The 1989-nt window shown below is 65.8% G+C and carries 1 protein-coding gene and 1 pseudogene; both read right to left on the bottom strand.

Going from position 1 to position 1989, the window contains the following annotated elements:
• A pseudogene (locus CWO89_RS43640) lies at nucleotides 1-394 on the bottom strand (LysR family transcriptional regulator); the annotation flags it as partial.
• A gap of 182 nt (nucleotides 395-576) precedes the next feature.
• The gene (locus CWO89_RS43635) at nucleotides 577-1815 is read right to left on the bottom strand and encodes an LLM class flavin-dependent oxidoreductase (RefSeq protein ID WP_130584325.1); all 1239 of its coding nucleotides are present in this window, start codon (nucleotides 1813-1815) and stop codon (nucleotides 577-579) included.
• Nucleotides 1816-1989: the final 174 nt, after the last annotated feature.

The following is a 1989-nucleotide window of genomic DNA, read 5'->3' as shown; positions in this document are numbered from 1 at the left end:
TAATAGCCGCAAGCGGGGCGAGGTGCACCCGCCGTCAATTCCGGATGCTGGCGCAGGAAGCCGCCGATGCGGCCAGAGAGGATCATGCGCGAGAAATACGGATCGATGTCGACGCGTAGCGGGCCGATTTCGACGCGGTGCTCGCGGCGTCCTCGATCCCCGCCAGCAGCGGCGCCACCTGTTCATAGAAGCGGCGGCCTTCGTCGGTCAGCGCCACTGAGCGCGTGGTCCGATCGAACAGCCGCACGCCGACCCGCGCCTCAAGCCGCGCAACCGCGCGGCTGACGCCTGAGGCGGTGATTCCGAGCGTATCGGCGGCGCGGGCAAAGCTTTTGGTCTGCACCACCGCCGCCAACACGCTGATTCCCGCCAGCAGGCGGCCGTCGAAGGGCATTGCTCCACCATGACTGTGTGTCAGTAATGATGGAGCGTGGTTGCGGCTGGATCAATAGCGAGTCTGTAGCCCGGGTGGAGCGCAGCGCAACCCGGGGACGCCGGTAACCGCCGAAACAGGTGTCCCGGGTTACGCTCTCGCTCCACCCGGGCTACGAATCATCCGAGCGGAGAGAGCGTCCCTCATGCCTTGCGTTTCGCGGCTTCCTGCAAATCAGGCGCGTTGACGGCGGGGATCGCGACACGGCCGGGGCCGGTATGCGCGAGTGCGGCGGCGGCTTTGTCGTTCTCCATGATCTTGGCCATCACGGCCTGGCCGGCGCGTTCGAAGATCGCGCGATTTTCGATCACGAATTTCTGCGACTTGCGCAGGCCGTCGATATAGCCGTTGATTTCGGGGATCACATAGCGCGCCACCAAGTCCCAGCTTCGCCTTGTGTTTTCCGGGTTGGCCCAGTCATGGGCGAAGCCGACGATGGTGCCGACGCCGCCGGAGACCTGCACCAGGTTCTTGATCATCTTCACGAGATCATCAGGCGTGCCGATGGTGGAAGCGGCGCCCTCCACGAACGCGGTCTTGTCGACGGCCTCGTCCGGCGAGGAGAACGCGGTCAGTCCGGGCCGCATCAAAGTGCCGACATTATATTCGTTGTGCCAGCGCATCAGCCCGGCGCCGGCCTCGCGGCGGGCCTGCTCGCGCGTCTCGGCGATGTGAAAGGACAGCAGCACGCGCCAGTTCGAGCGGCTCACGGTGGTGCCGGCCTTCTTGGCGGCGTCCTCGGCGAATTGCCATTGCTGCGGCAACGCCATCAGGCCCTGGGTCGACATCGAGCCGAGCGAGATGATGCCGATGCCGTATTTGCCGGCGAGCGTCATGCCCGAGGGCGAGATCTGCGAGGCCACCACGAACGGCATGTCCTCCTGCAGGGGGAGGATCTGCAGCGCGGCGTCGTTCATCACGAACCAGTCGCTCTTGGCGGTGACTCGCTCGCCGTTGAACAGGCGGCGGATCACCGCGATCGCTTCGTCCTGGCGGTCGCGCTGGGTCATCGGGTCGATGCCGAGCGTGCGCGCGTCGGAGGCCAGCGCGCCCGGGCCGGAGCCGAAAATGGCGCGGCCGCCGGTCATGTAGTCGAGCTGCACCATGCGCTGGGCGACGTTGAAGGGATGGTGATAGGGCAGCGAGATCACGCCGGTGCCGAGCTTGATCCGCTTGGTGCGCTCGCCGGCGGCCGCCAGAAACATCTCCGGCGAGGCGATCATCTCCCAGCCTGAGGAGTGATGCTCGCCGCACCAGAACTCATCATAGCCGAGCTCGTCGAGCTGCTGGACGAAATCAAGGTCGCGGCGGAATTGCAGCAGCGGATGCTCGCCGATCGGGTGATGCGGGGCGAGGAAAGCTCCGAATTTCAGGCGCGCCATTGGGTGTTTTCTCCAGGATTATTGTTGTCGTTAGCGTTGCAGCAACCCTACGGGCAGGGCAGGTCCGGCGCAATGCTTCGAGCCCGCCGGGCCTGCATGGTTGTTGCGCAGGCGTCGCAGCTTGCCGCCGCCCGGAATTTCAGCCCCGTAGCCCGGGTGGAGCGCAGCGTAGCC

The sequence above is a fragment of the Bradyrhizobium sp. Leo170 genome (assembly GCF_004296405.1).
In the GTDB taxonomy this organism is placed as follows: domain Bacteria; phylum Pseudomonadota; class Alphaproteobacteria; order Rhizobiales; family Xanthobacteraceae; genus Bradyrhizobium.
Note: the sequence above shows the minus strand (reverse complement) of the source record. Positions and strands in the feature narration are given on the sequence as shown.